The sequence below is a fragment of the Bacillus sp. RIT 809 genome (genome assembly GCF_016892495.1).
In the GTDB taxonomy this organism is placed as follows: Bacteria; Bacillota; Bacilli; order Bacillales; family Bacillaceae_G; genus Bacillus_A; species Bacillus_A cereus_U.
Window position 1 is genome coordinate 42,819 of the sequence record NZ_JAFEMR010000005.1, and the last position, 24,592, is coordinate 67,410.

Genomic DNA, 24,592 nt, shown 5'->3' on the forward strand with positions numbered 1-24,592 from the left:
AAACTCACTCACTTATTTCGCTGTTGCTTTTGAAACAGGAATATATATAATTTGCCCTGTAGTTAAATATATATCTTCTGATTGATTTACACGATATAAGCTTTGTACAGTCGTTTCATAACGTTCTGCAACAGCTTCAATTGTATCTCCTTCTTGTACGAAGTACATTCTTAACTTCGTAAATTCTTCTTCTGGTTCTTTCGTAAATAATTTCGTTAAATAAAGTGCATTTTCATCTCGCTGTGAATATGCTTCTTCCTCTGGCTCTTCCTGCTTTTTCGCTTTTTCTTTCTTGAAATTTTTCCGCCCAAACAATTCAAATTGTGGCGTCGTTTCTTGCTCCTCTTCACGCTCCACAAGTTCATGTTCTTCTAATTCCTCTTCTTCTATTTCTTGCTCTTTTCTTTCTTCTAACTGAAACGGTTCAAATGCATAATCTTCCCATCCATCTGATTCTTTATAGGCTGGTACCTCTTCGTGCGGCGCAGGTCTACTTTCATCATCTTCAGCTGAATCAGCTGAATCAGCTTCCAACTCGGCATACGCCGTCTCTTCCTCTTCATCCTCGGTTCTTTCTTCGTCACATAAACCTGTAATAGATATATCCGCTAATAGTTGTAAGCAACCATTTTCCTTTAATTCATAATCAAATTCCTCGATTGATACATATAATTCTTCAATTACTTTCACTCGATTTCTTGGAATTGATATTTCGAGCGGAAAGGAATGGACAAGCTCATTAACCCCATCTGCCCTTGTTTCTACATAATCAATTGCCTTTGCTGGTGATAGCTCTCTTAATGAATAAGCTGAATCATCTTGCCTTGCAACGTACTCTCCCGTTAAATCTAATTGCCCTCTCACGATAACTTCATGATCGAGCTCCTCTATCTCAACGTCTGGATCTAACGAAATTGACAAAAGTTCTTCGACTTCCTGTCCCTTCTGGAACCAAACAGATTCTTTTAATGAAAATCGTAATGAATGATCTGTTGCCACTTCTTTTCCCCCTCCCAAACTATAGGTCATTACAGATTTATGTTCCCTAAGGCTACTTTATGAATAAAAAAAATCGCTCCCCTAATGGAAAGCGATTTTCTCTAAGAAATTATGCTTTTAATTTTGACATTGCAATTTCGGCCGCCGCAATTGTCGCCTCAATATCTGCATCACTATGTGCTGTCGATAAGAATAAACCTTCAAATTGAGAAGGTGGTAAAAATACACCTTGTTCTACCATTTCACGATAGTAAGCTGCAAAGAATTCTAAGTTTGAAGATTTTGCTGTATCATAATTAATAACTTGCTCATCTGTAAAGAAAATACCAATCATAGAACCTGCACGATTAATGTGATGCGGGATATTATGCTTTTCAGCTGCCTTACGTAGTCCAGCCTCTAACATTTCTGCTTTACGCTCAAATTCCACATATGATTCTGGTGTTAACTGCACTAACGTTTCATAGCCTGCTGTCATTGCAAGTGGATTACCCGATAATGTTCCAGCTTGGTAAATCGGTCCGCTTGGTGCAACTTGACGCATAATCTCTGCCTTACCACCGTATGCTCCTACCGGCAAGCCACCACCGATTACTTTACCTAAACAAGTTAAGTCAGGAGTTACGCCGTAGTAACCTTGTCCACAATTATAAGCAACACGGAATCCAGTCATTACTTCATCAAAAATAAGTAGTGCACCGTTTTGCTCTGTCACTTCACGAAGTCCTTCTAGAAATCCTGGTTGCGGGGGAACAACACCCATATTCCCTGCCACTGGTTCTACAATTATACAAGCGATGTCATCACCGAATTGTTCGAAAGCATATTTTACACTTTCTAAATCGTTGTACGCTACTGTAATCGTATTTTTCGCTACACCTTCTGGTACACCAGGGCTATCTGGTAAACCTAGCGTTGCTACACCCGAACCTGCTTTAATCAATAAAGAATCACCATGACCGTGATAACAACCAATGAATTTCAAAATTTTGTTACGCCCTGTATAACCTCGAGCTAAACGTAGTGCACTCATTGTCGCTTCTGTTCCAGAGTTAACCATACGTACAATCTCAATTGATGGCACGCGCTCAATAACAAGCTGCGCTAATTTATTTTCAATTTCTGTTGGGGCACCAAAGCTTGTTCCTTTTTCAGCAACAGCTTTTAAAGCCTCAACAACACGGTCGTTCGCATGACCATGAATTAAAGGTCCCCACGATAATACGTAATCGATGTATTCATTCCCATCGATATCATATACTTTAGAGCCTTTTCCGCGCTCCATAAACAGCGGATTCATACCAACAGACTTAAAGGCACGAACAGGGCTATTTACGCCTCCAGGCATTAAATTTTGTGCCTCTTCAAACGCCGCAATCGACTTATCGAACTTTTTCATTATTTAGCGCCTCCTTCTTGTAACCATCTTGCTGCATCTTTTGCATGATACGTAATAATCAAGTCTGCTCCTGCGCGTTTCATGCTAATTAATTTCTCAAGTACAACTTCTTTTTCATTAATCCAACCATTTTGCGCTGCTGCTTTAATCATCGAATATTCACCACTTACGTTATAAGCAACGACTGGTAAGTTAAAGCTATTTTTCACATCACGAACGATATCTAAATAAGAAAGAGCTGGCTTTACAATTAAGAAGTCTGCCCCTTCCATTACATCTGATTCTGCTTCACGGAATGCTTCCATACGATTCGCTGGGTCCATTTGATATGTTTTACGGTCACCGAACTGCGGTGCACCATGTGCTGCATCACGAAACGGCCCGTAAAATGCTGATGAATATTTCACAGCGTACGACATAACTGGTACATGTGCGAAACCATTTTCATCTAATGCATGACGAATTGCTGTTACAAATCCGTCCATCATATTTGATGGTGCAATAATGTCTGCGCCTGCTTTCGCTTGACTTACAGCTGTTTTTGCAAGAACTGCAAGAGACTCATCATTTAAAATAACGCCATCTTCTATAACACCGCAATGACCATGGCTTGTGAATTGACATAAACATGTATCTGCAACTACTACTAGCTCTGGGAACTCATCTTTAATTTGCTTAATTGCACGCTGTACAATTCCATGCTCACAATATGCCGATGATCCAACTTCGTCCTTTTCAGCAGGTAAACCAAATACAATAACAGAACGAATACCTAAATCAACGACCTCTTGCATTTCAGCTTGCAATAAGTCTAACGACATTTGATATACGCCTGGCATAGAAGGAACTTCATTACGAGTATTTTCTCCTTCTAATACAAAAATAGGGTAAATAAAATCTTCTGTATGTAAAAATGTTTCACGCACAAGTGCACGCATGCCCCCGCTTTGTCTTAGACGACGATGACGATTAAATTGTAAAGAATTCATAGATTTCTATCCCCATTCTTTTATTTTATAGATTCACAAATGCATTGCAGTAATGCTTCTACAGTGTACTCTTTTGGCACAATAACATGTGGAAAATAAAGGTTCGCCTCTTTTTCCGTAATAGGCCCTATACAAGCAATTGTACATTTTTTTGTCCATTCTCTCCAGTTTGTACCCCCAAGTAAATGAACAAAACTATCAACAGTTGACGGGCTCGTAAATGTAATAATATTTACTTCCCCTAATTTCAATGCTGCTATAAGTTCTTGTTTTTTCTCTACATTCACCTTCGTACCATATACGATTAGCTCATCTAGAAAAACACCAAACTCCCTAAGTTTAACCGGGATTACATCTCTTGCTAAATTCCCTTTCGGAAATAAAATACGCTCGTTTCCACTTAATTCTTTTAGAAACTCTTCGGCAAATGCTTCTGCAACAAATGAGGTCGGAACAAAATGAACTTGATAGCCCCTTTTTTCTAACTCTAATTTTGTTTTCACGCCTACCGCAGCGATTTTAATAGTTAATGGTATTTTCTTTTTCAAACCATCTAGAAAAAAAGCTACTCCATTTTTACTCGTAAAAATAACCCAGTCATACGAATGTAGTTGCCTTGTTATACGTTGAATTTGCCTATGAGATGTGCCTTCCATACGCAAAAGCGGAATTTCCAATGGAATTCCGCTCCTTTCTTTCACTGCTACACTCATTTGTTTCGCTTGATGCTGGGCACGTGTAATCAATACTATTTTGCCAGCGAGAGCATCCATATTTATTGTTGCTCCTTATTTGCAGCAAGAATGAGCTCTTTTGCTCCTTGTTTAATTAAACGGTCCGCAGCCTCTAATCCTACTTGCTTCGGATCAGTGCCTACTACTATTTCTTTCAATAAAACAGAACCGTCCATAGAACCGACAAGCGCTGTTAATTCGATTGCATCATTTTCTTTAAGAGTTGCATATCCAGCGATTGGAACTTGGCATCCACCTTCAAGTTTATGAAGAAATACTCGTTCAGCAGCCACTGTTCTTTCTGTTACTGCATCATTAATATGTGCTAACAACTGAAGTAAATCCTTATCATCCTCACGACATTCAATCGCTAATGCACCTTGTCCTACGGCTGGTACACATAACGTTTCGTCTAAATGTTCTGTAATAACTTCTCCGTCCCAGCCCATTCTCTGTAATCCAGCTGTCGCTAAAATAATTGCATCGTAATCTTCATCTTTTAACTTACGTAAGCGTGTATCGATATTCCCACGAATCCATTTCACTTGTAAATCTGGTCTCGCAGCTAGTAATTGTGCACTACGTCTCAAACTACTCGTCCCTAAGATCGCGCCTTCTGCTAAGTCTTTAAACGATTCTCCGTTTTTAGAAATAAAAGCATCACGAGGGTCAACGCGCTTTGGCGTACAACCAATCGTTAATCCATCTGGAAGTACAGCTGGCATATCTTTCATACTATGTACAGCCATATCAATTTCTTTCGTAAGTAACGCATGTTCAATTTCCTTTACAAATAAACCTTTTCCGCCTACTTTTGAAAGAGTAACATCTAAAATAACATCACCTTTTGTGACGATTTCTTTCACTTCAAATTCATATGGTAAACCAAGCGCTTTTAATTGATCGATAAACCAATTTGTTTGTGTTAATGCTAGTTTACTCTTTCGTGAACCTACAATAATTTTGCGCATAATTCTCTCTCCTCATTATAAATACCAAAAGTGGAAATTAGATAAACTGCTTAATAGAAAAATGTTAACTAGCATTACGAGAAATGCCCCGATATTCCACAGCACAATTTTCTTACCTTGCAACACATCTGCCGCTCGTAAATATAAGCCCGCACAATATACAAATAGAACGACAAAAGACCCGATTACTTTCGTATCATACCAATGGAAATTATCCAATTTTGTATATCCCCATATGCATCCTAATATAATTGCTAATAAGAAAAACGGAACAGAAAATAAATTTAATCCGTAAGACATAGATTCAAGCTTCGGCAAATTCCCTAACCTTCTTAATCTCGCATTCCATTTTTTCTTTTTTAATAGCCGATATTGCAATAAATACATAATAGAAAAAATAAACGATACAGTAAACGTTGCATAAGAAATAATCGCCATACCGACATGCACGTATACAAGTTCTGAAACTAATTGCTCTGCAAGTACTGGCGACATCTTTCCGAGCGGTGTAAAAATAGAAAAAGCGCTTACGCCAAATGCTACAACATTTGTAAAAAAGACTAAAAAGTCAATGCGCATAAATCGATTAATGACTAATGACATCGTAATCAATAACCAAACATAAAAATAAATCCCTGACAATAAAGTTAAAATAGGATTCGTTTCTGAATCTGTAGCCCTAAGCAACATAAAGATAGACTGCAATACCCATACAATCGAAAGTAACCAAAAAGCAAATCGGTTCGCCTTTCGGTTACTTTGAAAATAATCTATAAAATATAAACTAATGCTACAAGCATATAAAATAATTGCAATATGATAAATAATACTGTTATTTAAAAAACTCATCCGATCATCCTTCCAAGTTATAAAGATGGAACGGATGGTGTCCACGCTCTTTTATGTTCTACTTCTTCCGTATTTCCCGCTTCTTCCACTTCTAAATCAAAAATCTTCGCAAATAAAGCTAATTTTTCGCCAGCTCCCTCTTCAGCAGCTAATTCTTTAGCTACTAAAATTGGATCTTTTAACAATTGGTTAATAATACTTTTCGTATGTTTACTAATTACTTTTTTCTCACGATCACTAAGGTTTGGTATTTTTCGCTCAAGACTTTCCATCGTGTCACTTTGAATTGCTAGCGCTTTATCACGAAGAGCCGATATTAACGGTACAACACCAAGCGTACTTAACCACGTTTTAAATAAAACCATTTCCTCTTCAATCATAAATTGAATTTTCTCTGCTTCTTTTAAACGTTCAGCACGGTTTGCTTCAACTACACCTTGCAAATCGTCGATATCATATAAGAAAGAGCCTTCTAATTCATCAATCGCAGGATCAATATCACGTGGTACTGCAATATCAACCATAAATAACGGACGACCAGAGCGCATTCTCTCTACTTTCGTCATCATCTCTTTCGTAATGACATATTCTGATGCACCCGTTGAACTAATTAAAATATCCGCTTCTAATAATGCACATTGCAATTCACTTAAAGGCTTTGCATGTCCCATATATTTCTCAGCCATCACTTCCGCTTTCGTAAGCGTCCTATTCATAACTGTTACTTTACGAGCACCGCTTCCGTATAAGTTTTGCAGTGCAAGTTCACCCATCTTACCAGCACCAAGAATAAGTACATGACAATCTGTTAAATCGCCAAATATTTTCTTTCCGAGCTCAACAGCAGCATAACTAACAGACATCGCACTTTCACCAATCGTTGTTTCTGAGTGCGCACGTTTTGCTAACGTAACCACTTGCTTAAACAACTCATTAAAAATTGTACCTGTCGCTTTTACTTGTTGCGCTTCTAAAAAGCTATCTTTTATTTGACCTAAAATTTGCGTTTCTCCAACAACCATAGAATCTAGACCGCACGTTACGCGGAATAAATGATCTATTGCGCCATCTTGTTCAAAAATAGACAAGTATGGTGCGACTTCTTCTATTTCAAGCTGAAACCAATCAGCTAAAAACTTCTTAATGTAATACCGTCCCGTGTGTAATTGATCGACAACAGCGTAAATCTCAGTGCGATTACAAGTTGATACAATGACATTTTCTAGTACGCTCTTTTGGTTTTGTAATGTAGTCATTGCTTGCTCTAGCTCTGCTGCCTGAAATGTGAGTTTCTCACGAAATTCTACAGGGGCTGTTCGATAATTTACACTAACAACAAGAATATGCACGCAGCATGTCCCCCTTCACCCGTTTTATCACTTTATCTACTATCATAATACAACTTTCCTCTTATGAATCTGACAATCGTGTGAACAACTGATTATTTTTTCTCCATATGTAATAAAGGAGCTTCAGTAAGATTAATAAAGAACTCTCTACTTTATAATGATTATAAAATAATAACTCTATTTGTACGTTACCAAAAAAAGTCCTCATAATCAAGTGATGGAAACTATTCCATATTAATTATAACATCATCTTTTCTATCTTCTTTCATCATGAAGGAAAATATGTATGATTGTTCCAAAATATAGTACTCACTTTCTCAATGCAATGCATTTGACATTGTATTTATTTTTCGTTATATTGATTTTACAAAATTAAATTGTGCACAATTCAAAAAACATAAGGAGTTGCTTATGAAAGAAAATCCTCTACATCTAGATAACCAACTTTGTTTTTCTATTTACGCTTGTTCTAAAGAGGTTACTCGTTTTTACCGACCCTATTTAGAAGAAATGGGCATTACGTATCCCCAGTACATTACTTTACTCGTACTCTGGGAACGAGACGGACTAACAGTAAAAGAAATTGGAGAACGTCTATTTTTAGATTCTGGTACTTTAACACCTATGTTAAAACGGATGGAATCATTAAAACTTGTACAACGTGTTCGTTCAAAAGAAGACGAGCGAAAAGTTTGTATTGAATTAACAGAACAAGGTAAAGATTTAAAAGAAATAGCTTGTTCATTACCGACAACGATGGCTACAAATTTAGGAATTACAGAGCAAGAATATCATTCTTTATTAATCCAATTAAACACATTAATTGAAACAATGAAAAAAATTAATAATAGAAAAGGGGAATAAACATGGATAAATTATATACTGCTTCAGTAACAGCTACAGGTGGAAGAAACGGTAAGGTAGTTTCAGATGATGGCATATTAAATCTTGATGTAAAAATGCCAAAAGCACTAGGTGGCGCAGGCGGAGAGGCAACAAATCCAGAACAATTATTTGCAGCTGGTTATGCAGCTTGCTTTGATAGCGCATTGCAACTTGTAATTCGTACAAAACGTGTGAAAGTGGAAAGTACAGAAGTGACTGCACACGTTTCTATCGATAAAGATACAGATGGTGGTTTCGGACTGTCTGCTGTACTTGACGTACATGTTGCTGGTGTTTCTCATGCCGAAGCACAAGAACTTGTAGAAGCCGCTCACGGTGTATGTCCTTACTCTAAAGCAACAAGAGGAAATATTGAAGTTACATTAAACGTACGCTAAAAGTTTAGTAAATAAAAAAAAACGCGCGACATTCGTCACGCGTTTTTCGTTTTTGTCATTTTATGAATTGCTTTCCATGCTTCTTCTTTTCCAAGACCTGTTTCAGAAGAGAATAGAACGATTTCATCGCCAATTTCAACAGCAAGCGTTTCTTTTACAACTTTTAAATGCTTTTGCCATTTCCCTTTCGGAATTTTATCGGCTTTCGTTGCAATAATAATTGTTGGGATTTCATAGTGCTTTAAGAAATCATACATCATAATGTCATCTTTTGTTGGTTGGTGACGTAAATCAACTACTAATACAGCTGCGTCTAATTGCGTACGTGTTGTAAAGTAAGTCTCAATCATTCTGCCCCATGCCGCGCGCTCTGTTTTAGATACTTTCGCATATCCATAACCTGGAACGTCAACAAAATGCATCATTTCATTGATTAAGAAAAAGTTCAGCGTTTGCGTTTTTCCTGGTTTAGAAGAAATACGTACTAACTTTTTACGATTTAAAATTTTATTAATAAAGGAAGACTTCCCGACATTAGAACGACCTGCTAAGGCAATTTCTGGTAAATCACTGTCTGGATATTGTTCCGGTTTAACGGCACTAATTACAATATCTGCTTTTGTTACTTTCATTGTTTCACTCCTACTAATGCGTGCTCCAATACTTCGTCTAAATGAGATGCAAGCACAAACGTAAGGTTTTCTTTTACGCTCTCTGGAATATCATCTAAATCTTTCTCATTTTCCGCCGGTAAAATAATTTTTGTTAATCCCGCGCGGTGAGCACTTAATGTTTTTTCTTTCAAACCACCAATTGGTAATACACGACCACGAAGTGTAATTTCACCTGTCATACCAACTTCTTTACTTACAGGAATACCTGTTAGTGCAGAAATAAGTGCCGTTGCCATCGTAATACCTGCTGACGGTCCATCTTTTGGAACTGCTCCTTCTGGAACATGAATATGAATATCGTTTTTCTCATGGAAATCCGGATCAATATGAAGTTCTTCTGCACGAGAACGAATATAGCTAAACGCGGCTTGTGCGGATTCTTTCATAACATCCCCAAGTTTCCCTGTTAAAATTAATTTCCCTTTTCCTGGCGCTACAGACACTTCAATTGCAAGTGTATCGCCGCCCGCTGCTGTGTAAGCTAGACCTGTTGCCATACCAACTTGGTCTGTTTTTTCAGCTTGACCATAACGGAATATATGCTTACCAAGTAAATCAACAATATTTTTCTCTGTCACAACAATGCGCTTGCGTTCTGCTGTAACGATAATTTTTGCTGCTTTACGGCAAACTTTTGCAATTTGACGCTCTAACGTACGAACACCAGCCTCGCGTGTATAATAACGAATAATTTCAAGAAGCGCTTCATCACGCACTTGCAAATTACCTTTTCGCAAGCCGTGCTCTTTTAATTGTTTCGGCAATAAATGCTCACGAGCAATATGCACCTTTTCAAGTTCTGTATAACCAGCAATCGAAATGATTTCCATACGGTCAAGCAATGGGCCCGGAACACTTGCAAGTGTATTAGCAGTTGCAACGAACATAACTTTCGATAAATCATATGGCTCTTCAATGTAATGATCACTGAAGTTATGGTTTTGCTCTGGATCTAACACTTCAAGTAACGCCGCTGATGGGTCTCCCCTGAAATCGTTAGACATTTTATCAATCTCATCTAATAAGAAGACTGGATTAACTGTTTTCGCCTTTTTCATACCTTGAATAATACGTCCTGGCATCGCTCCTACATATGTACGACGGTGACCACGAATTTCAGATTCATCACGCACACCACCAAGAGAAACACGTACAAAATTACGATTTAACGATGTTGCAATAGAACGCGCTAACGAAGTTTTCCCAACCCCAGGAGGGCCTACTAGACAAAGAATTGGTCCTTTTAATGAATTCGTTAACTTCTGTACAGCTAAATATTCAAGTACTCGCTCTTTCACTTTTTCAAGACCGTAATGATCTTTATTTAAAATTTCTTCCGAATGAGTGAGGTCAATCATATCCTCTGTTGCTTCTGTCCACGGAAGCGCTAATAACCAATCAATATAATTACGAATTACACCGCTCTCAGCAGAACTTACAGGTAACTTTTCATAACGATCTAATTCTTTCAGTGCAGCCTGCATTGTTTCTTCAGGCATTCCCGACTGTTCAATTTTCTCACGAAGTTCTTCAACTTCCCCGCCCTTGCCTTCTTTATCACCAAGTTCAGTTTGAATCGCCTTCATTTGCTCACGTAAGAAATATTCTTTTTGCGTGCGCTCCATTGAACGTTTCACTTTTTGTCCAATTTTCTTTTCTAGGCTAAGTAACTCTTGTTCATCTTGAATAATTGAAATAAGTGTATGTAGTCGTTCTTTCACAGATACAATCTCTAAAATCTCTTGTTTCTGCTTCGTTTTAATCGGTAAGTGAGAAGCAATTAAATCAGCTAGTCTTCCGGGTTCTTCTACATCAGCTACCGTTGCAAATGTTTCATTTGAAACTTTTTTCGAAACTTTAATATATTGTTCGAAATGCTCCAGTAACGTACGCATAAGAGCCTTCTCTTCTAAATCATCTTCTACTTCTTCAGTTACTGTTCTAATAGAAACTTGTACCAGATTTTCTTCTTCGATAAACTCTACTACTTCTGCTCTATGTAAACCTTCTACAAGGACACGAAGCGTACCGTTCGGCAATTTTAACATTTGCTTCACTTTCGCCACTGTACCTACACTATATATGTCATCTTCTTTCGGATCGTCGATATTCATTTCTTTTTGCATTGCTAAAAAGATGATATTTTCATCCATTGCCGCCTGCTCTAGTGCTTGTATCGATTTATCACGTCCTACATCAAGATGCAGAACCATCGTTGGATATACGAGAATGCCTCTTAATGGTAGGAGGGGCACAATTCTTTCATTCGTATTCATACTAGACATAGCACCTCCATAATAAATTAAACTCCTGTTCAACTATTTTATATTACAATACATCTAGATGCAATTGCAGAGATTCTTCGCAATTGTAAATCCCCTGTTTTTTTGTGCCTCACGAAAAGAAAAAAGACTCCGCTTAAGCATACAAACTTAAACGAAGTCTGGCAAATTTTTATTATTATATATTCTCACATTGATTGCGCATCTGTTTCGTCCAAAGCAGTATGTGCATCAAGCTCACGATGCATATTTTCCTGCATAAATGTTAATTCAAATACTTCTTTTAATTTGCGAACAGGAATGATCTCAATTCCCTTTATTGTATACAAAAATGGTTGCATGTTTTCAGCTGGAATGATGACTTTCTTAGCTCCCGCTTTTTTCGCAGCTTTTATTTTTGCGTACACACCACCAATAGGCTTCACTTCTCCGTGGATACTTATCTCACCTGTCATCGCTACTTCATTATTTACATACGTACGATGCACTGCTGAATAGACACCTGTTGCCATAGCAATACCTGCTGAAGGACCATCAATCGGGATACCACCAGGAAAATTAATATGTATATCATACCCTTCTGGCAACACATCTAGAGAACGAAGGACTGTTAACACATTATCAACAGAACCTTTCGCCATACTTTTACGGCGAATTGATTTCGTTTGGCTACCAATACTTTCCTCTTCTACAATTCCAGTGACATTTACTGACCCTTTATCTTTCGCAGGAATAGCTGTTACCTCAATTTCTAATAACGTACCTGTATTCGGCCCATATACAGCAAGCCCGTTCACAAGACCGATTCTCGGAATTGGATAAATACGTTTTTCGTACTTTGGTGTAAGCTGACTAGAATGAACAACCCACTCAATATCTTCATCTTTAATGAAAGGTCGTTCTTCATTTATCGCCATACCAGCAGAAATTTGCACGAGATTAATTGCTTCTCGTCCATTTCTTGCATACATTCCAATCATTTCGATACCGTTCTCACCTACTTGCATTTCCACTTTGTCAGCTGCATTTTTCGCTACTTTTTGAATTTCTTCTGTATCTAACTCACGGAAGAATACTTCTAAACAACGCGACCTAATTGCAGGAGGAATTTCCTCTGGTGAACGCGTCGTTGCACCAACTAAGCGAAAATCTGCAGGTAAACCTTTTTGAAAAATATCATGTATATACGTTGGAATCATCGAATTTTCTTCACTATAGTACGCACTTTCCAAAAATACTTTCCGATCTTCTAACACCTTCAGCATTTTATTCATTTGAATTGGATGTAATTCACCAATCTCATCAATGAACAAAATACCACCATGCGCATCTGTTACAGCCCCTTTTTTCGGTTGCGGAATACCCGCTTGCCCCATTGCACCTGCTCCTTGATAAATCGGGTCATGCACTGAACCAATTAATGGATCCGCAATACCACGCTCATCAAACCTAGCTGTCGTTGCATCAAGTTCGATAAATGTTGCATTTGTACGAAATGGAGATTTCGGATTTCGTTTCGCTTCTTCTAATACAAGGCGTGCTGCCGCTGTCTTTCCGACACCTGGCGGACCGTATATGATCACATGTTGCGGATTAGGACCACAAAGAGCCGCTTTTAACGACTTAATCCCGTCTTCTTGCCCTACAATATCTATAAAGGATGTAGGACGTACCTTTTCCGCAAGTGGCTCTGTTAAAGAAACCTCACGCATTTTACGAAGCTGCTCTAATTCTTTTTTCGATTCTCGATCAATTGAAACTTTTTGTGTTCGCTGATTTCGAAGTAAGTGCCAAAAATACAATCCGACAATTACGCCAAAAACAAGTTGAACAAGTAAAAATATATTTGTCCAGCTCATAATTCATTTCCTCCCGCTATGTTTTACCTTTTAGTATTTCCTGGGAGGAATAGTGCTAAACATAAAGAAAAACAGCAATTATAAAAATTGCTGTTTCTTCTTCGCATTATGCAGATGTTTTTGTATCAAGTACAGTGCCGTCTTGTAACACCAATTTCGGCGGTTCATTATCAGCTACTGTTTCTTTCGTAAGAATACACTTCTCGATATCTTTGCGAGATGGCAGTTCGAACATTACATCAAGCATCAAGCCTTCAATAATAGAACGAAGTCCACGAGCACCTGTTTTACGTTCAATTGCTTTTTTCGCAATCTCAACTAGTGCACCTTCTTCAAACTCTAACTCAACATCGTCAAGCTCCAATAGTTTTTGGAATTGCTTAACAAGTGCATTTTTCGGTTTAGTTAAAATATCTACAAGAGCATCTTCATCAAGCGGCTCTAGGTTCGCAATAACTGGAAGACGACCGATAAACTCCGGAATTAAACCGAATCTTAAAAGATCCTCTGGTAAAACGTGAGATAAAACATGCTTCTCATTTACATCAGCATTTTTCTTCTCAGCACCAAATCCAATTACTTTCTCACCAAGGCGACGTTTAATAATAGGCTCGATGCCATCAAACGCTCCACCACAAATGAATAGGATGTTCGTTGTATCAATTTGAATAAACTCTTGATGCGGGTGCTTACGACCACCTTGAGGTGGAACGCTTGCTACAGTACCTTCTAAAATTTTCAGAAGTGCCTGCTGTACGCCTTCACCAGATACATCACGTGTAATTGATGGATTTTCGGACTTACGTGCCACTTTATCAATCTCATCAATATAAATGATTCCTTTTTCCGCTTTCTCTACATCATAATCAGCTGCTTGGATTAATTTTAGTAAGATGTTTTCTACATCTTCCCCTACATATCCAGCTTCTGTTAAAGATGTTGCGTCCGCGATCGCAAATGGAACATTTAAAATACGCGCTAATGTTTGTGCCAATAATGTTTTACCACTACCAGTTGGCCCAATAAGTGAAATATTACTCTTCGCCAATTCTACATCATCAATTTTGCTGTTAGAATTAATGCGTTTGTAATGGTTATATACCGCTACCGCTAGTGCTTTTTTCGCGTTATCTTGTCCGATGACATACTCATCTAAGATTTCACGAATTTCTACCGGTTTCGGTACATCTTTGAATTCTACTTCTTCGTCCTTCGCAAGCTCCTCTTGTACAATTTCAGTACAAAGCTCGATACACTCGTCACAAATGTAAACACCTGGACCTGCAACTAGCTTTCGAACTTGCGTTTGTGTTTTACCACAGAAAGAACATTTTAATTGACCTTTTTCATCATTAAATTTAAACATATTTTCACACCCCTTACAAAGTGCTAACCTCTTGCCTTCGTATGTACACGATAAATGTATCGTATGTAAATACATATTATGTCACTACGTGGCGAGAAATACAAATAATATGACTAGTTATGTACAAACAAAAAAATTTTAAAACTTTTGAAATATGTATATTCGACTTACAAAGGAACTTTTCCTTCTTCATCGAAAAGTTTTATAAATATATTTCTATATTTATAAAACAAGGCACGATTAAAATCGCGCCTTGTTATTTTATTATGCAGCGTTGTCTACTAAGAAGTCTACAGCTTTACGCACTTTAAGATCTTCAGATAAAGCGTCTACGCTTCCAAGAGCTTGCTTGATAGCGTCTACTGGCATACCGTACATTTCAGCCATTTTTTCAACTTCTGCAGTTACTTCTTCTTCAGTAACTTCGATGTTTTCAGCTTCAATGATAGCTTCAAGAACAAGATTGATTCTTACACGTTTTTGTGCATCCTCTTTCATTTGCTCTTTTAATTTGTCAGCGTCAGTACCTGTGAATTGGTAGTAAAGCTCAAGGTTCATACCTTGTTGGCTTAAACGTTGCTCGAATTCACGAACCATACGATCTAACTCAGTGTCGATCATAGCTTCTGGAATGTCGATTTCAGCGTTAGCAGCAGCTAATTCTACTACTTCGTCACGTACTTTGTGCTCAGCTTCGTGCTTTTTGCCTTCTTCTAAGTTTGTACGAAGTTTTGTTTTTAATTCATCAAGAGTTGCAACTTCTTCGTCAGCATCTTTAGCGAACTCGTCGTTTAACTCAGGAAGTTCTTTTGTTTTGATTTCGTGAATTGTTACTTTGAATGTTGCTGGTTTACCAGCTAGTTCAGCAGCATGGTACTCTTCTGGGAATGATACTTCAACTTCTTTAGAATCACCAGATTTAAGACCAATTACTTGCTCTTCGAAACCTGGGATGAAAGTACCAGAACCGATTGCAAGAGAATAGTTTTCGCCTTTTCCGCCTTCAAATGCTTCGCCATCAACGAAACCTTCGAAGTCGATTACAGCTGTATCACCATCTGCAACAGTTCCTTCTTCTTTAACAACTAGTTCAGCTTGACGCTCTTGTAAAGCTTTTACTTCGTTCTCTACATCCTCGTCAGTTACAGTTGTTTCAACTTTTTCTACTGCTAAACCTTTGTAATCACCTAATTTAACTTCAGGTTTTACAGTAACTTTTGCAGTGAAAATTAAGTTTTGGCCTTTTTCGAATTTCTCGATGTCAATCTCAGGATGAGCAACTGGGAAGATACCAGCTTCATCGATTGCTTCACCGTATGCTTTTGGTAAGATGATATCTAAAGCATCTTGGTATAAAGATTCAATACCAAAGCGTTGTTCGAATAATGGACGAGGCATTTTCCCTTTACGGAAACCTGGTACATTAATTGTTTTTACTACTTTTTTGAATGCAGCGTCGATAGAGTTATTTACTTCTTTAGCATCAACTTCGATTGTTAAAACGCCAACGTTACCTTCTAATTTTTCCCATTTTGTAGACATTTATTCTTTCCCTCCAACTATAATAATGTATGCACATACCTCTATAGATTAAGATTTTTATTATCTCTTTTTTGAAATAACAAATGTACAAATAATCCTCTAGCAAAAGCTTTCAGATACAATGTTCCAATCTACTAATTGCCTAAAAGACAACTACGGTATATTTTGTTCGAGACTAATATGAAACATATTAAGTAAGAGAATTATACTCCTCTTCTCTTACAAACAGGCAGATTCCTGCCTTTTGCAACCCTTACATTATAACATAGAATGTGCTCGTTTCAATAACTGAACGATTCTTTTTCATAATTATACGGGCAAATACCCTTCTCTTTCAATGCGCAGTAACCATTGATAGGCAATATGGAATTCCTCAAACTCAATATTGTATGCTGTCATAAGTTCTTCTTCATCAATAGCCAATCCGAAACGCTTTCTTCCAATTCTCTCTAAGACGGCAGCCCAAATTTCTACTTTGTCCATTAATAGAGGGAATGGGAAAATGCTAATTTGTAATTCTTTCCAGTATGTAACCATCGCATCAAATATATCTGGATAATTTTGCTCTAATCGGTTTGAGAATTTATGTATAATTTTATCGGATTGCTCCTCATTATGACCCGTAAATGCTGGAATCACCTTTATCGTATTTCCAAACTTCTCTACTTCTATCTCTTCTTCTATTTGATTTTCTACCATTTTATACAAAATAGAAGTTTTTAAATACGGGTGCTGATCTTCGTCTATTAAAAATTTCTTTAAAGTAGGAAGCGCGAGATCCAGGTCTTTTAACGAAAGTTTCTGGATCACTCTTAGCTTTTGACCAAAGTTTTCTCCAAAAAGCCCCTCGGTAAATTCTTCTAATTCAAAATTCGAATCCACTAGCGGTATATCTTCTTCATTCAGCATCCCTTGCGCAAACAAAGCAAGCTGCGCCAATTTTTCCTTTTGCTCAGGAATTATATCTTTCGTTTGCAAAACTTCCTCAACAGTTTCGATGACACCTTCATAATCATTTGTTTGAACTAAAATAGTTACATACGTTTCAAGAATATCACCAAATAATACAGCTCCTGTTTCAAGCAACTGCTCACATTTTTCTTTCGCTTCTTCCATACGTTTTAATTCTAGCAAACAAATAACGGAAGCTAATTCTGTTTGTTCCGTTTCTGCATTATACTGACGTAATATTTCAAAGCAGCGCAATGCATCTTCGAATTCCCGCTCTTTCAACGCCAAAAAACCTTTATCAATATAGCGTTCTGATAGTTGCGGAAACAATACGACCGTATTTTCTTTTTTATCCATACGTCCGCCTCTTTTTCTAAATTTTAATGATCTTCAAAGTAAATATATCAAATGCGTAATGAGAACACAACATCCCAAAAGTATTTATTTGAAATATAGGAATATTCGATTTTTATAACAAAAAAGCAATAAATTTTTAAATAAAATTCATTTTTCACAAACAAAAACCCTCAGCAACAGAAGCAGAGGATTCATCATTAATGGAAAGCTTTTATAATTGTGGGGTATATAACAAGGGTAATAATTTGGAGAAAAATAATTGCCATAACAATCATGCTAAAATAGAAGATCGGTTTACTTCGCTTCATCAAAAACATAATAATAAGCATCGTACAAGCAAACAAACTTAAAAAGAACAAACTTGTTGTCGAACTAAGTATACCACTCGGGACAAAGAACAATAAAACTACACTACAAGTACCTATAATTCCAAATAACCATTCCATTCATTCACTCATTCCCTTTCCCTCTCATGGCAGTTTTTTCTACGCTACTAAATGTTTTACAACATCAATTACATATGTTAACTTTTCATACGCCACAAACCCAAAAGCTACTGTTAAACCCGTTACGATTAATCCTTTCATCATCTCTTCCTCCTCATGTATCGTTGTTATCTTCATTATATAGGATTAGTAATTTGTTACCATCGAACTTCCTTACACTTACCTTACAGAGTTGTAAGATTTCAAAAAAAGACTTCAAATCATGATATTATATTTTTGTACAATTAAGAATTTATTTTATAAGGGGGATTATATATGTTCAAAAAAATGGCTGCTGATGTTTTAGGATTAAGCGATGTAGGTTCTGTCATTACACCAAAAGATTATGATAAGGTCGATGCAGATGATTACGTAATGCATGAAGATGGGGAGAAAATTTACTTTCTTATTAAATCAAAATCGGATGAATATTGCTTTACAAACAAAGGATTAATTCATCTAGATGGTACAAGCGCGACAAGCAAAAAGCGTACACTACGCCGATATAGCTATAGTAAATATCAAATTAAAAACGTAGCACTTGAAACTGCAGGCACAATTGATTTAGATGTAGAAATTAAATTTCATATGGGAGATGAGCATTACTCAATTGATGTTCATAAAAAACATATTGAAGAATTAAAAGATTTATATAAGGCTCTTCTTAAAATCGAAGAAATTTCATACGACAACGATATTACATTGCAGTATGCGCATAAAAGTTTAGATATGGCCTCTAACACTTTTAGCCGTATTACAAATGCACAAGTAAATTTAGCAGAACAATTTAAAGAGATGAACGAGATCGCCTTTAACTGGCTTGTTGATACGAAGAAACAATATAACGTGAAAGATTATGGTTTTGTCTTTGAGAAGTTTATTAATAACTAATTTAAAACAAACAAAAAACCTTGTTATCAAAAGATAACAAGGTTTTTTTAGCGTCCCAGGAGAGATTCGAACTCCCGACCGTACGCTTAGAAGGCGTATGCTCTATCCTGCTGAGCTACTGGGACATGGAGCGGGTGAAGAGAATCGAACTCTCGACCAGAGCTTGGAAGGCTCTTGTTTTACCACTAAACTACACCCGCATATGTTATTTTATTTTTCATCGTTAGCGCCGTTGCCCTATCGACAATATTTATTATATTCATAACTACTTATAAAGTCAACACTTTTTTAAAAGAGGATAATTTTTCTTATCCTCTTTTAAAAATTGCTTGTTCCACCAGCTGTCCGTCTAATGTTTCAAAACGAACTTCTATATGATTTTCATCCATTTCTAATAAAGCGAATGTTTTTTCCACACGAGAGCGCGGGAGCAAAATACTTCCTGGATTAATAAATAAAATCCCATCAATTAATTCTGCCCCTAATACATGAGAATGTCCAAAGCATGCTACTTGCGCTCCTACTTCTTCTGCATGATACGCTAACGTTTGTAACGTCATTTTCACATTATGACGATGACCGTGTACAACTAAGAAACGAATTCCATCTACATCAGTTACAATTTCACCTTGAAAGTTAGCATAATCACAATTCCCTTTTACAACATGGAAACCTTGCAGCTCTTCGTGAGCAGGCGTTAGCTCTGAATCACCACAATGAATCATGACATCTACTTTCCCTTCGTACTTCTCTTTTAACTGCTGTAATTCCTTCACAGAGCTATGACTATCGCTTACGATTAAAGCTTTCATCAATCTCTCTCCCTTATTCTTCTAAAAACCATTCTGGGATTTTTTCTTCTAATTTACGAAGGGCACGCCCGCGGTGACTAATCGTATTTTTCTCATCTGAGCTTAGCTCCGCCATCGCTTTTTTATATTCTTCTACATAAAAAATCGGATCGTATCCGAAACCATTTTCCCCGCGGCGCTGTTCTAAGATTTTCCCTTCGCACGTTCCGTTTACAATAACCGGCTCTTTATCAGCTTCAGGGAAAGCAACTGCTAACGCACAGTAAAAACGAGCTGTACGTTTTTCTAAATCGACGTCAGTTAACCCTTGTAACACTTTATCTATATTCGCCTGATCATCTTTCGGCTCTCCAGCAAAACGAGCTGAATATACACCCGGCTTCCCGTTTAAGGCATCTACAATAAGACCAGAGTCATCCGCAATTACGATGGAATTCAACTGTCTACTAAGACTGTCCGCTTTTAAAATTGCGTTTTCTTCAAATGTTTCACCAGTTTCTTCGACTTCTTCAATATGAGGAAAATCGTGTAAAGATTTCACTTCTAAGTCAAATCTCTCAAATAACTCAGCAAACTCACGTACTTTCCCAAGATTTTTCGTCGCTACAACAACTTGCTTCATATTTTCCACCTCTACTCTATATGAGATACGATGTCACCTAATGCTTCTTTTTGCTTTTCAACAAGTTGGAAAATCCCTTGTTCAGCAGCATCAAGTAATTCATTTAATTCAGCTCTGCTAAACGTCGCTTCTTCTCCAGTTCCTTGTATTTCAACAAACTGACCTTTTCCAGTCATAATAACGTTCATATCAACGTCTGCTTTAGAATCTTCAGCATAATTTAAATCTAAAACAACACCTTGTTCTTCAACAATACCTACTGACGTTGCCGCTAAATAATCTTTCACCGGAATTTTAGATACTTTGTCTGCTTGCAATAATTTTTCAAAAGCTAATACCATCGCTACATAAGCACCTGTAATAGAAGCTGTTCTCGTTCCGCCATCCGCTTGAATTACATCACAGTCAATCCAAACAGTTCTTTCGCCAAGCGCTTCTAAATCAACAACCGCACGTAATGCTCGTCCAATTAAACGCTGGATTTCCATTGTACGCCCTGTTACTTTCCCTTTACTTGACTCCCTGATTGTACGTTGCCCTGTCGCACGTGGAATCATTGAGTATTCTGCTGTTACCCAGCCTTTTCCTTCTCCACGCATAAACGGCGGTACACGCTCTTCAATTGTCGCTGAACAAATTACCTTTGTATCCCCAACTTCAATTAGTACCGATCCCTCTGGATGTTTTAAATAATTTGTATGAATATGTATATGGCGTAGCTCTGCTTGTCCTCTACCATCTACTCGCATAAAAATAACCCCCTCATAAATACTCTCATTAGTATAGCCAAATTTAAATGTACGATATGTATAACAATAAAAGAAGGGGAACTCAAAAAGCAATTCCCCTTTCTTACATAAGTATATCAAATTATTCACGATTAAAAACTACCTGTATTTACGTTTTGTGGACGATTGACAGGTTTTATTAACTTTTCACCTTTCTCGTCCGTAAGGTTCGCTTTCCCATTCACTTCAATAGAAACATTTTTCACACCTTGTTTTTCCGTTAAAGATAAGACCAACGATTTCAATACGTAATTTGAAATCATACTTTTGTCTTGGTTCACAAATATATTTTCATTAAAGTTTAATGTAATATTTCCGTTCTCCACTTTCGGATTCGTAATAAGCTTAACTCCTGGATTAAAATCATTTAGTAACGAACCGTGAATCGGACCTTTTACAAGCTCATTCACAATTGCCGAGTAATCATTTTCTTTTCCTTCTGCAACGCGTCTTGTTACCGGTACGTAATATTGCTGCTTATTATTATTTTGCGCCATAAAGTAAAGTGTAACCGGTTTTGTATTCGTTACATCTGCTACTTGTTCATCATCAAAGTTAATTCCATTCGCACGACTTACACCTTCACCAAGCGGTGTACCCGCAACAGGCATCTTCGCTAACTTTTCACCATTTATTTGGAACTGCACTTGTTTTATTTCTGTAAATTGAGTCAAAGTCCACGCTACTGATTCAATAATTTGACGTTCTTCTTCTTTTGAATAATTTTTCATTTCTTTAGAGAAATCAATTACTGCTGTCCCGCCCTTTTTCAAATTTAAGGTCATCGTCGTATTCGCTGGAAGGACTGCTCGAAATCCATTCGGCAATAAATTTGTGACTGGTCCATCTTTCACAAGATACTCTAACGTTTGCTGTACAACTTCATTCGCTTTCGGAGTAGGCATTGCAATAGTTTGCGGTACGACATATCCATTTTTATCAACGAGGTATAACTCTCTATTTACTGTTTGCCCTTGTTTATCTTTTTTAGCTGTTTCTTTCTTTTCACCTTCTGTATACGTAACTTTTTTTGGCGGATCAATTTGTTCTGTCGCTTTCTCTTGATTTAACAAGCCACACCCTGATAATAAAATCGCACTCACAGTAGCACCAACAACCCATTTAAAAGTGGATTTAGGCATGCCATTCCCCCCTAAAATCTAAGTTTGTACTATTATGTATACGAGCTGTTTCATATTTTAGAACAAGCTATAGCCACTTACACAGAAAAAACCCCTGATTTCTCAGGAGTTCTCTTATATGAGTCTACTATTATTCTGTTTCTAAATTAATATGCTTCACATTTTCAATCGGCTGACCGAACCACTTTGATGCAATTTCTTTGAACAGGCCTATTTTACCAGTCGTTAAGAAGAGATGATCACTTTGTTCTTCTCCCTCATTTAACATCTTACTATGGTATAAAATCGTGCTTACCTCACGCGCTGTTTCATCACCCGAACTAATTAATTGTACTTGATCCCCCATTACCTTTTTAATAACAGGACCTAAAATCGGATAATGTGTACACCCTAAAATAAGTGTATCAATGTCAGTACTTTTCAACGGTTGCAACGTTTCTCTTACAACTTCATACGCCATTTCACTTTCGAAATTCCCGCTCTCTACAAGCTCAACGAAAGGTGGACACGCTAAACTTTCTACCATAACACGGTTATTAATAGACTTTAGCGCCTCTTCATAGGCACCACTTTTTACTGTTCCAATCGTTCCAATAATCCCAACATGATACGTATTTGTCACTTTTAAAGCTGTACGTGATCCTGGATGAATAACTCCAACTACTGGAATTGGTAATTGTTTCTGCATTTCTTCTAATACAACCGCAGTTGCTGTATTACACGCAATAACTAACATTTTGATATTTAAATCTAATAAATGCTCCGTCATTTCCCACGTAAATTGACGCACTTCTTCACGAGAACGCGGACCATAAGGGCAACGTGCTGTATCTCCTAAATATATAATACGCTCTTTCGGCAACTGACGAATTAATTCCTTCGCTACTGTTAAACCGCCAACTCCTGAATCAATAACACCGATCGCTCTATTCAACTTAATCACCCGTTTTCTCATTCATCATCTTATTTTATCCCGCGTTAACGGGCAGTAAAACTCCCACCTCAAAATTCGGCTGCAGCAAAGAAGTTCGGCGGGAGATCCACTGCCCGTAAACGCCCGATTGGTGAAGGCTAATAATCAGCGGGGAATGAACAAAACTCCCACTGATTAAAGTTTCACTTTATGTTTATCAGTATATTTTACACACTTTAAGTTCGCTAACTTAAAATGCCCCTGTATAAAATTTTTCATTTGTACCTGTATAGATCAGGACCTTTTTTATTTTGCTCCTTTTTTTCATAATTTGCAAGACAGAAAAACAACCGACCTTCTATATGAAAGTCGGTTTCTTCTATATAAAATGCTCATTCAAAATAAAACTCCCGCTACCTTTATTAATAGCGGGAGTTTTATTTCTATAATTTATTCATAGCTCTTTTTATAGCCTTACCTATTTCCGCACTAGACTGCGGATTCTGTCCTGTAATCAAACGTCCATCTACAATTTCCCTAGCTTAAAATCACTTAGTAATTAACGCTTTCAATTCTTCAGGTGTTAAAAAGGAACCATTCATGCTTTTTCTATGGAGCATCGCATGGCAATTAGGACAAACTGGAATCAAATCATTCACATAATCCACCTCATACTCATTTCCTATTTCACTAAGTGGTATTTTATGATGAACATGAATGAACCCTTTCCCTAAAGCACCATATTGCTTTTCAAAATCCATATTACAAACATGACAATAACAACCATGGTGTTCAATACATTTCCTTCTTGCTACAGCACTACGTTCGTACTGATTAACGATTACTGTTTTTCGATGTCCTTCCACAATAGATAATTGTTCTGGCACTTCATCCGGATAAACTGATTTTGAACAATCTTCATTAAAGCACTGTTCAATATAGCTTAGTAAATCAACTTTTGACTCTAATTTCATTGGACCTTGAATATTACCTAACAATCCGTTTTCCCTTAACTTTTCAAAAGCTAAATCATCAGACTCAATCTGTTGCTGTAAACACAAGCGCATAAATCTTTTTGTTTTTGCCTTTTGATAATCTTCTTTATCCACCCAAAATCCATCATCATCGTTAACGTTTTCCCATGATATATTTACATCTTCCACAATACATTTAAACTTTATTTTCCCTATAAATGCCGAACAATAAATGTAAATAACATCCCCGATTTCGTGATTTGCACTTTGGCTCCAATCAATATAATCATATTGATTAAAAGCACTTACTACATCATATTTTTTCGGGTTTGCTGAAATTATCCACTTCATATCCTTGACC

At 37.1% G+C, this 24,592-nt stretch carries 23 protein-coding genes, 2 tRNA genes and 1 pseudogene; 3 read left to right on the forward strand and 23 right to left on the reverse strand.

Annotated features, from left to right (window positions below):
• Positions 1-12: 12 nt before the first annotated feature.
• The 7 genes from spoVID to hemA form a co-directional block, all read right to left on the reverse strand.
• Positions 13-1,029, reverse strand: a complete 1,017-nt coding sequence (spoVID, locus tag JTF23_RS07340; protein ID WP_204208404.1) for a stage VI sporulation protein D — start codon at positions 1,027-1,029, stop codon at positions 13-15.
• A gap of 79 nt (positions 1,030-1,108) precedes the next feature.
• Entirely contained in the window at positions 1,109-2,398 is a 1,290-nt protein-coding gene (gene hemL, locus JTF23_RS07345) for a glutamate-1-semialdehyde 2,1-aminomutase (RefSeq protein WP_002112056.1), read from the reverse strand.
• Positions 2,398-3,387, reverse strand: coding sequence for a porphobilinogen synthase (gene hemB, locus JTF23_RS07350; protein ID WP_002112058.1), 990 nt, complete (start codon positions 3,385-3,387; stop codon positions 2,398-2,400). Before hemB ends, hemL begins: the two co-directional genes overlap by 1 nt.
• 20 nt (positions 3,388-3,407) lie before the next feature.
• Positions 3,408-4,160 (reverse strand): uroporphyrinogen-III synthase, encoded by a 753-nt coding sequence (hemD, locus tag JTF23_RS07355; protein WP_204208406.1) that lies wholly within the window; start codon positions 4,158-4,160, stop codon positions 3,408-3,410.
• Between the two features lie 2 nt (positions 4,161-4,162).
• Positions 4,163-5,092 carry a hydroxymethylbilane synthase gene (gene hemC / locus JTF23_RS07360; RefSeq protein WP_002199254.1) on the reverse strand — a complete coding sequence of 310 codons (930 nt, stop codon included), beginning with the start codon at positions 5,090-5,092 and terminating at the stop codon, positions 4,163-4,165.
• Between the two features lie 15 nt (positions 5,093-5,107).
• Positions 5,108-5,941: a cytochrome c biogenesis protein gene (locus JTF23_RS07365; protein WP_002112062.1), complete on the reverse strand. Its 834-nt coding sequence runs from the start codon at positions 5,939-5,941 to the stop codon at positions 5,108-5,110.
• A gap of 17 nt (positions 5,942-5,958) precedes the next feature.
• Complete coding sequence (hemA, locus tag JTF23_RS07370; RefSeq protein ID WP_002112063.1) at positions 5,959-7,290, reverse strand: glutamyl-tRNA reductase; 1,332 nt, start codon at positions 7,288-7,290, stop codon at positions 5,959-5,961.
• Between the two features lie 411 nt (positions 7,291-7,701).
• Here hemA and JTF23_RS07375 point away from each other — a divergent pair, with 411 nt between their 5' ends.
• Positions 7,702-8,154, forward strand: a complete 453-nt coding sequence (locus JTF23_RS07375; protein ID WP_204208408.1) for a MarR family winged helix-turn-helix transcriptional regulator — start codon at positions 7,702-7,704, stop codon at positions 8,152-8,154.
• 2 nt (positions 8,155-8,156) lie between these two features.
• Positions 8,157-8,573 carry an organic hydroperoxide resistance protein gene (locus JTF23_RS07380; RefSeq protein WP_204208410.1) on the forward strand — a complete coding sequence of 139 codons (417 nt, stop codon included), beginning with the start codon at positions 8,157-8,159 and terminating at the stop codon, positions 8,571-8,573.
• A gap of 35 nt (positions 8,574-8,608) precedes the next feature.
• On the opposite strand, the gene yihA is transcribed toward JTF23_RS07380, so the two are convergent.
• The 7 genes from yihA to JTF23_RS07415 all read right to left on the reverse strand — a co-directional run bounded on the left by yihA (position 8,609) and on the right by JTF23_RS07415 (position 18,050).
• Entirely contained in the window at positions 8,609-9,205 is a 597-nt protein-coding gene (yihA, locus tag JTF23_RS07385) for a ribosome biogenesis GTP-binding protein YihA/YsxC (RefSeq protein WP_002088829.1), read from the reverse strand.
• Positions 9,202-11,532, reverse strand: coding sequence for an endopeptidase La (lon, locus tag JTF23_RS07390; protein WP_002112067.1), 2,331 nt, complete (start codon positions 11,530-11,532; stop codon positions 9,202-9,204). Before lon ends, yihA begins: the two co-directional genes overlap by 4 nt.
• Positions 11,533-11,717: 185 nt before the next feature.
• Positions 11,718-13,388 (reverse strand): ATP-dependent protease LonB, encoded by a 1,671-nt coding sequence (lonB, locus tag JTF23_RS07395; RefSeq protein WP_002112070.1) that lies wholly within the window; start codon positions 13,386-13,388, stop codon positions 11,718-11,720.
• A 106-nt stretch (positions 13,389-13,494) separates the two neighbouring features.
• On the reverse strand, positions 13,495-14,754 hold the full coding sequence (gene clpX, locus JTF23_RS07400) for an ATP-dependent protease ATP-binding subunit ClpX (RefSeq protein ID WP_000472285.1): 1,260 nt from the start codon (positions 14,752-14,754) through the stop codon (positions 13,495-13,497).
• A 264-nt stretch (positions 14,755-15,018) separates the two neighbouring features.
• Positions 15,019-16,296 (reverse strand): trigger factor, encoded by a 1,278-nt coding sequence (gene tig, locus JTF23_RS07405; RefSeq protein WP_002112071.1) that lies wholly within the window; start codon positions 16,294-16,296, stop codon positions 15,019-15,021.
• 309 nt (positions 16,297-16,605) lie between these two features.
• Positions 16,606-17,604 (reverse strand): hypothetical protein, encoded by a 999-nt coding sequence (locus tag JTF23_RS07410; protein ID WP_002199251.1) that lies wholly within the window; start codon positions 17,602-17,604, stop codon positions 16,606-16,608.
• Positions 17,605-17,801: 197 nt separating this feature from the next.
• Positions 17,802-18,050, reverse strand: a complete 249-nt coding sequence (locus tag JTF23_RS07415; protein WP_002112074.1) for a hypothetical protein — start codon at positions 18,048-18,050, stop codon at positions 17,802-17,804.
• Between the two features lie 315 nt (positions 18,051-18,365).
• Between JTF23_RS07415 and JTF23_RS07420 the strand changes: the two genes are divergently transcribed.
• Positions 18,366-18,980, forward strand: a complete 615-nt coding sequence (locus JTF23_RS07420) for a PH domain-containing protein (RefSeq protein ID WP_002160347.1) — start codon at positions 18,366-18,368, stop codon at positions 18,978-18,980.
• Positions 18,981-19,031: 51 nt separating this feature from the next.
• On the opposite strand, the gene JTF23_RS07425 is transcribed toward JTF23_RS07420, so the two are convergent.
• The 9 genes and pseudogenes from JTF23_RS07425 to JTF23_RS07465 form a co-directional block, all read right to left on the reverse strand.
• A tRNA-Arg gene (locus tag JTF23_RS07425) sits at positions 19,032-19,105 on the reverse strand.
• Between the two features lies 1 nt (position 19,106).
• Positions 19,107-19,180, reverse strand: a tRNA-Gly gene (locus tag JTF23_RS07430).
• Positions 19,181-19,288: 108 nt separating this feature from the next.
• The gene (locus JTF23_RS07435; RefSeq protein WP_002112081.1) at positions 19,289-19,792 is read right to left on the reverse strand and encodes a metallophosphoesterase; all 504 of its coding nucleotides are present in this window, start codon (positions 19,790-19,792) and stop codon (positions 19,289-19,291) included.
• A 13-nt stretch (positions 19,793-19,805) separates the two neighbouring features.
• Positions 19,806-20,414, reverse strand: coding sequence for an XTP/dITP diphosphatase (locus JTF23_RS07440; RefSeq protein ID WP_002112083.1), 609 nt, complete (start codon positions 20,412-20,414; stop codon positions 19,806-19,808).
• Positions 20,415-20,425: 11 nt separating this feature from the next.
• Complete coding sequence (gene rph, locus JTF23_RS07445) at positions 20,426-21,163, reverse strand: ribonuclease PH (protein ID WP_002112084.1); 738 nt, start codon at positions 21,161-21,163, stop codon at positions 20,426-20,428.
• A 131-nt stretch (positions 21,164-21,294) separates the two neighbouring features.
• Positions 21,295-22,344, reverse strand: coding sequence for a GerMN domain-containing protein (locus JTF23_RS07450; RefSeq protein ID WP_070129031.1), 1,050 nt, complete (start codon positions 22,342-22,344; stop codon positions 21,295-21,297).
• A gap of 130 nt (positions 22,345-22,474) precedes the next feature.
• Entirely contained in the window at positions 22,475-23,287 is an 813-nt protein-coding gene (racE, locus tag JTF23_RS07455) for a glutamate racemase (RefSeq protein WP_002015338.1), read from the reverse strand.
• A gap of 413 nt (positions 23,288-23,700) precedes the next feature.
• Positions 23,701-23,790, reverse strand: a pseudogene (locus tag JTF23_RS07460) (type 1 glutamine amidotransferase domain-containing protein); the annotation flags it as partial.
• Positions 23,791-23,805: 15 nt separating this feature from the next.
• Positions 23,806-24,582 carry an HNH endonuclease gene (locus JTF23_RS07465; protein ID WP_016106275.1) on the reverse strand — a complete coding sequence of 259 codons (777 nt, stop codon included), beginning with the start codon at positions 24,580-24,582 and terminating at the stop codon, positions 23,806-23,808.
• Between the last annotated feature and the right edge of the window lie 10 nt (positions 24,583-24,592).